At 40.0% G+C, this 6,819-nt stretch carries 8 protein-coding genes; 1 reads left to right on the top strand and 7 read right to left on the bottom strand.

Features of this window, described 5'->3' with window-relative positions; translation table 11 throughout:
• Nucleotides 1–174: 174 nt before the first annotated feature.
• Both B3763_RS01000 and B3763_RS00995 read right to left on the bottom strand, forming a co-directional pair.
• The gene (locus B3763_RS01000) at nucleotides 175–669 is read right to left on the bottom strand and encodes a PIN domain-containing protein (protein ID WP_286742691.1); all 495 of its coding nucleotides are present in this window, start codon (nucleotides 667–669) and stop codon (nucleotides 175–177) included.
• Nucleotides 662–1,408, bottom strand: coding sequence for a hypothetical protein (locus B3763_RS00995; RefSeq protein WP_286742688.1), 747 nt, complete (start codon nucleotides 1,406–1,408; stop codon nucleotides 662–664). The genes B3763_RS01000 and B3763_RS00995 overlap by 8 nt, the downstream gene beginning before the upstream one ends.
• A gap of 282 nt (nucleotides 1,409–1,690) precedes the next feature.
• Between B3763_RS00995 and B3763_RS00990 the strand changes: the two genes are divergently transcribed.
• Nucleotides 1,691–2,209 (top strand): transposase, encoded by a 519-nt coding sequence (locus B3763_RS00990; RefSeq protein WP_286742686.1) that lies wholly within the window; start codon nucleotides 1,691–1,693, stop codon nucleotides 2,207–2,209.
• 123 nt (nucleotides 2,210–2,332) lie between these two features.
• Here B3763_RS00990 and B3763_RS00985 read toward each other — a convergent pair whose 3' ends face one another.
• The 5 genes from B3763_RS00985 to B3763_RS00965 form a co-directional block, all read right to left on the bottom strand.
• Nucleotides 2,333–2,863 (bottom strand): DinB family protein, encoded by a 531-nt coding sequence (locus B3763_RS00985; protein ID WP_189628284.1) that lies wholly within the window; start codon nucleotides 2,861–2,863, stop codon nucleotides 2,333–2,335.
• Between the two features lie 81 nt (nucleotides 2,864–2,944).
• The gene (locus B3763_RS00980; RefSeq protein ID WP_286742683.1) at nucleotides 2,945–3,664 is read right to left on the bottom strand and encodes a LytR/AlgR family response regulator transcription factor; all 720 of its coding nucleotides are present in this window, start codon (nucleotides 3,662–3,664) and stop codon (nucleotides 2,945–2,947) included.
• Complete coding sequence (locus tag B3763_RS00975; RefSeq protein ID WP_189628282.1) at nucleotides 3,661–4,701, bottom strand: sensor histidine kinase; 1,041 nt, start codon at nucleotides 4,699–4,701, stop codon at nucleotides 3,661–3,663. The genes B3763_RS00980 and B3763_RS00975 overlap by 4 nt, the downstream gene beginning before the upstream one ends.
• A 153-nt stretch (nucleotides 4,702–4,854) precedes the next feature.
• The gene (locus B3763_RS00970) at nucleotides 4,855–5,736 is read right to left on the bottom strand and encodes an alpha/beta fold hydrolase (protein WP_286742679.1); all 882 of its coding nucleotides are present in this window, start codon (nucleotides 5,734–5,736) and stop codon (nucleotides 4,855–4,857) included.
• Between the two features lie 180 nt (nucleotides 5,737–5,916).
• Nucleotides 5,917–6,669, bottom strand: a complete 753-nt coding sequence (locus B3763_RS00965; protein WP_286742677.1) for a hypothetical protein — start codon at nucleotides 6,667–6,669, stop codon at nucleotides 5,917–5,919.
• Nucleotides 6,670–6,819 lie beyond the last annotated feature (150 nt).

Below are 6,819 nucleotides of genomic sequence, written 5' to 3'. Positions count from 1 at the left end.
TCTCTTCAGTTTTTGGTAGAAAGGATAAGTTGGCGGTAATCTCAAAAAGCTATGTGAGTCTGTTGATGGCCCCGGCTTTCCTAGTTATCACACATTGATAAGAAAGAAGGATAACAGAATAGATTTAGAAGACTATTAAATTCAGAGGGTAAAAAGATATTAGTGTCTGTGAACTTAAAAGAGTTTTCCTTGAATTGCGATACTCGGTAAGTCTCTACACTCTAAATATTCAGATGCTAAATTCCTGAATTTAGAATCGTGTGTATAAAGTACTTCCGCTCCCTTTGTTATTGCTGTAGCAACAATTAATGTATCAAACTTAAACCTATTTCTATGGAAAGTTTCTCCTTCCGTGTATACTTCTTTCCAGTCGTTTTTTTTATTGGCTATCTCTGCCGCTTTTATAGACGCCATTGCATCCAAAGACCCCACTACAAATCTTCTATTTATTAACTCGATAATTTCTGATTTTCTTTCCTCATCATCTACTGGTGTAAGTATTTCTGCTATTACAGGAGCCGGTAATAATATCTTTTTTCCACTTTCATCGAGAAAATCGAGAAAAGCCTCTGTTCTAGGTATCATGTGTTTTTGTTCCTCGATTGCTTCCTTTTTTATGCCCCAGACGCATATCATGCTATCCACGCAAACGAGACCTGATTTACTCATTTAGTACTTCATCAATGTTGTCTATAGGATTCCAATATTCCCCGAGGAGGTCTGATAATTCTGAAAATGATTGCCTGTTTGAGGTCTCCGTATATTGACCCCTTGATTCTGCTCTAAACTGAATAATTTGACTATCCTTCGTATTCCATACGGCATTGCCATTAAGGTTTATAGTCTTGTATAAATCTTTGGCAATTTCTTGAGCAAGGGATTCTGAAATATCTACAGAAATAGTATATCCATCTAATAGCTCAAGCCTTGCTTTTGGTTCAACACCGCCAACCCTAACCAATTTCCCATAAATACTAGTTTCACCTCTTACTTTTAGGTTTTCACTTATAGAAATCTCTGTGTCCGGTCTTAACTCACCAAGTACCTCTCCATTTACCTTGAACTCAGCAGAACAATTATACTTTCTTGTTCTTGACTGAATTTCTTTTAGGTCTATAATCGTTTTTGTTGGTAGTATATCGAAATTATTAGAATTGAATGATGAGGCTATTAATACAAAAGCAGCAACTACCTCTTTTAGGTTAGGTTTATATTTAATTCCGACACTATCAGACTCTATATCAACAACCGATAAGAATATTTCATCATCTCCAATATCTTCATTTTGCTCTCTGATAAGAGTACGTATTGAATCTTCAAATTTTATCAATAGATCACCCAAATCCCTTGATCTTAAAGTCTCAGGATTTATCCCTTCTCCATGTAGTCTAAAAACTAACTCTTCCATTTTGATTCGTTTAATGTAATGATTTTTGTCTTTAAATGAATCAACATATACATAATTACACTTGAGTAATAAATTGTACTATTGACTTAGCAGTTTAAAACCAGCCAAAATCAAAATAAATTTCGTGGTCTAACACGTATATAAGCACCTGAGGACACCATGACTGGCGACAGCAGGGGAGCCATGACTGGCTAAAAAATGTCTAAGTCAGAATAGTGCCTAGCAGCCACAATCGGTGTCCTCACCGATTGGCCTCCGCTCATTAATTCTTACTTTCATATAATGGATACACACAAACTCTATTTCTATACCTGTACTATCAATAACTGGATTCCAATATTACAAAAGCCCTTTAGAAAGGATATTCTGATCGATTCTCTTCAGTTTTTGGTAGAAAGGGATAAGTTGGCGGTATATGGATTTGTAATTATGCCTAATCATTTTCACGCTATTCTTGAGATAATAAACTGGAACGGAAAAGAGAGTCCTATAGCCAGTTTTAAGAAATATACAGGTCACCAACTCATTCAATCTTTAAAGTCCGACCCAAAGGCTCTCAGGGAACTTAAGGTTGACTGGAAGGATAGGAATTTCGATATCTGGCAGCCTAAGAGTCGTTCTGTACATCTATATTCACCAGAAGTCATCTATCAAAAACTTGACTATATACATCATAACCCTGTCTCTGGTAAATGGAATTTAGCTGAAGATTTTACTCTGTATGAATATTCATCAGCCTCTTTTTATTATTCTGACTCTGGTCAATTCAGTTTTCTAACTCATATTAAGGATAGGATCTGATGCTTTGTGTGTCACGGTGGGGACACCATAACTGGCGACAGGAGGGGAATTAGTTTCTGCTCTCCAAAGTTGACCCTTATAAACGAGGCTAATTCTACCCCTGAAATAAGGGCTCGGAGAGGGTCAGATTCCCTTCAAATAGATCTTCACCACATTCTGGTGGTGTTCGGCATGGTAGATGGTGAAATAGAGCATTTCGCGTACGGTAACTTTGCCGAGTAAAGGGTGAGGAAAGATGTATTGATCTAGTTGATCCTCGGACCATTTGGAGAGTTTTTCCTGTATGCCGGAAACAATCTCTTTTTGTGTTTTTGTGACTTTGTTTAGGTCTGAAAAAGGTACCCGTTTGGGCACAAAGTTTCCGGGAGGATCTCCCTCCAGCGTGGTAAGCTTTTGTTTGTATCGCTCTACCAACTCGGGATAAGTTCTAGAGGGGCGGTTGGCAAGACCGAATTTAAACTTGATGAGAAATTTGGGGTAGCCCAGGGCCTTCTCTAGCGGGCGTGTACTTTTTATAAGGTGATCGGCCTGTTGTCCGGCATTCCACTTTCTCTCCGGGGCATATTCAAATTCGTCTTTCGAAAGACCACCGATGAACTTTAGAAAATGATCGTAAGAATCTTCTAGCCTTGCCTTAATCTCCACCTTGTTCATGGCCGAAAATTACTTGGTTTTCTATGGAAGGCAAAAGCAAACTTATAATTCATTCATGAACTTTTGTTGGGCATATTGCTATTAAAAGCTCATAATTTCCCTAAAGCGAATGCTCTGTCTGCGGCTCACTTCTACTTCTTCACCACCTTTCAGGTATAGTTTTAATGTTCCGCTGAACCACGGTTCAATTCGGTCGATATATTTGAGGTTGATAATCTGTTGGCGGTTGGCTCTGAAGAATACTTCCGGATCGAGGCGGGACTCCATGTAGTTGAGCGAACGGGGGATCATGGGTTGTTGGTTGTTGAAGAAAATTCGGGTGTAGCTTCCCATAATTTCCATCATGCGCACATTGGCAAGAGACACGAACCAGCATTGCTCGCCATCTTTTACAAACACCTGGCTGGAAAGTCCCAAAGGCTTGACCTTGCTTTCTTTTTCTTCTCGCAAACGAATTTTCTCAGAAGCTCTTTCGAGTGCTAAACTCAGCCGTTCTTCTTTGATGGGTTTTTGAAGGTAATCGAGCGCATTATGATCAAAGGCTTGCATGGCATACTGATCGAATGCCGTGGTGAAAATTACTTCTGGCACATCGATTAGTTCTTCCAGCAGTTCAAAGCCGTCTTTATCGGGCATTTGAATATCTAGAAATAGCAGTTGAGGCTGTTTTTCCTCTATAAGGGTTAATGCTTGTTCAGCATTTTCTGCTTCGCCTATAATATGAACGTGGCTAAAGTGTTTGAGCAGGTGTTTTAGTTCCTGTCGGGCCAGTTGAGAGTCGTCTACTATAAGTGCCTTCATTTTAGTGGAATCTTTAAGGTGGCCGTGACGGTTTCCTTGCTGCTATTTTCAAGCCTGAATTCAGCAAAGTGTCCGAAGAGAATCTTCATGCGTTCAACCAGGTTTTTCAGCCCAACGCCTTCTCTTTTTTGTATTGGTTTTAGTTGGCCACTGTTAGTTACTTCTATAAGCAGGTGGTTCTGTTCAATATTAGTCTTTATGTGTATTTCTCCTCCTCCTTTTTGGGTTGAAAGTCCGTGCTTGATGGCATTTTCAACCAATAATTGAATGGCCATAGGAGGGATTTGAACGTTTTCTGTTTCCGGGTCGATAGTAAAAGTATAGCGCAACCTCTCCTGAAATTGTATGGATTCCAATTGCAGATAGTCTTTCACTATCTCGATTTCGGCTTTAAGCCCAACCTTTTCTGAGGCATTGAACTGAATGGAGTATCTCAGCAGATCGGATATATGAGTTACCATTTTGCGGGCCTTTTCAGGTTCTACCAAGATGAGTGACCGAATGTTGTTGAGGGCATTGAAAAGAAAGTGGGGGTTTACCTGGTTCTTCAAAATCATTAGCTCAGCTTCTTGCAAGGCCGATTTTAGTTCTAGTTTTTCCAGCTCAGAGTTACGGTTCTTTTCGATGAATTTTATGATGAAATAGATAGCGGCCCAAAGAATAAGAACCAGAAAAATGTTGAAGACATACCCCACAAAACCTCCCCAACTAAAACCGGATATTCCTGAAAGTGGTACTAATAGGTATATGATTATGTGGATGAAAATTTGAGCTAGTGTGGCAGTAATAAAGGTGCCAAGAATGGCCCTTGGTATGAGCTTGCCAATGCTTAGGTCTAACCAGTTTTTTCTTTGGATGTGAAGACGGAAGAGGTGTGAAAATAAAATTAGCGACACATAGATAATGGACTGTAAAATGAGCGTAGAACGAGTAATGGAATTTTCTCCCCCAAACAGGGCAATCATGCCAATGAGAAAGAGGGTATAAAGCCCCCAGCCTCCAACCTGGCAAATCCAATAGACTACACGCTTGTTCATCTTAAAAAATGACTTTTCAATTGGGTAAAGTTTGAAATAAATCTTTTCTCTCCTAAATCTTCAGAAAGGGACTGTTGTATTTGTATACAATTTTTATGTTTTACCCTCAAGATAGGGGTAGTGAATCTTCGCAGACACTACCCCTCTTTTCTGTTACAAGAATTTGTTGAGCCAGTTGAGAAAGAACTCGGGATCGTCCCACATAATGAAGTGGTAGCCACCTTCGGAAATATCTAGTTTCAGATTTGGGTGCTTGGCATATTGAGCTTTATACATGTTCATAACACTCTCTTTGGTCGAACCATAAGACTCATAGGCCGCCCATGCGCCCAATACTAAAGTGGGTACTTTAATTTTGGCCAAATCGGCACGAATATCAGTGGTGTACATCTCGTACATGGCTTGGGCAACGGTGTTCATATCGCTGGAGACACCCCAGTTGGTCGCTGTTTCAATGTACTTTTTGTTGCGGATGAGGCTTTGCAATTGCATCTGCTGAAAGGTTCTTTTTTGTTCATCGGTCTGGCTGGCAGCGGCTTTCATTTGAGTTTTCATATTCTGAGCAAATGGCTTGGCACTCTCTTCTGTTGCGGTGGGCATCTGAATGGCCGTCATAAAGGGTAGCGCGTCTACCACCACTAGTTTTTCAGCTAAGTCTGGTTTCTCAATTCCAATCTGAAGAGCCAGAAAACCACCTAAACTGTGACCAACAATAATGGGCTTTTCAAGCTGGTTCTCTTCTATATATTGGTAAACCAATGACTTGATTTGATTGAAGAAACCGGCTTCCACATCTGCCAAAGGTGCTTGACCTGCAAAACCGGGAAGCGTAAGTACATGGTACTGATACTGGTCTCCCAAGGCCTCGATGGTGGTGTCCCAGACAGCTCCATCGCAGGTGAGTCCAGGAATCATAATCATGGGCTGACCTTCACCAATGACTCTAGCATTAAGTTTAGAGGGGGTAGAGGCCTGAACCTGCAAGCCAACTACAAACGCGATTATTGCTATCAATCGTACAACTACTTTTTTCATAACATTTTGAGTTTTTGTGATGATCAAAAGTACGCTGTGGCCATGGCTAGAACCGGAGCTTTTAAGGGAGCGGAAGAAATTGCTCGGGAGTGGATTTGGTAATGTTGAGTGATGAATGTTTAAAGTTGAATGAGGCTATAGATGAGAGATATTAGATATTAGACTTCAGGGTGAAGAGGGTTATCTATAAGTGTTTTGCTTTTCTATGATCGTTTTCCGGAAGGGGGGGCCTAATTCAGTGTTTCCTGAAATAACGATAATGATTTGCTTTGGATAAAGTTCGAGATTCAAGTCAGTGAAGGATTTGTAATCTTCAATCGATGAGTTTAAGAATTTTTGAGCCTGACCGATATATTCCTGACAACATTCTTCATAGGTGGTTTTGTTCTCCATTAGGTTCTCAAAGAATGACTTTTGTTCCTTAAAAGAGATGGCTCGAACCTTTTCAAAGTCAAGCCCTTGAATCCAAAGTTCTATACCCTTGAGGCTCTCAAAGCCCATTAGCTCGTAAACTTTCATAGCGTCTGAATTTCCATAGTAGTCGGGTAATGCAATGTGATTGTCATTTACATCAAGATCATAGAAGTCTGTATAATTAATATAATATGGAATAGAGTAGGCAGGGACGTCATCGATAGTATATTGGAGGAAAGAAAAACCATATTTGACCTCAACTTTAACGTTTTGTAGACCTTTGCTAAAGACCAGAGTTTTCCCAATAAAATTGTCAAATACAAGGTTTTCAAAAACAGCGGTATCTTCTGAAATATGAATATTAAACTCTTTGTCTATGAGGTTTAATACTTCAATTCTATTGCTGCCTATTTCGAATATGGTCAGAGATGAACTAGGGTTGGCTTGACCATAAATTTTGGAGGAATTGCTACCAATCAAGATGATAGTAACCAAATAGAGCCACTTGATTTTGTTCATGTTCTGAAGATAGCTGGTTTAGCCGTCTTTCTATAAAGTCTCAAGTTCAAAGGCAATATCCTCCTCCGTCCCGAGTACTCGGGACACCTCCTCCGCGAGGAGGACAGAAGCCAGGAGCTTTGCAGCTTCAATTTGACATGGCAAAGCAAA

The organism is Roseivirga sp. UBA1976, from assembly GCF_002336325.1.
Lineage (GTDB): Bacteria > Bacteroidota > Bacteroidia > Cytophagales > Cyclobacteriaceae > Roseivirga > Roseivirga thermotolerans.
Note: the sequence above shows the minus strand (reverse complement) of the source record. Positions and strands in the feature narration are given on the sequence as shown.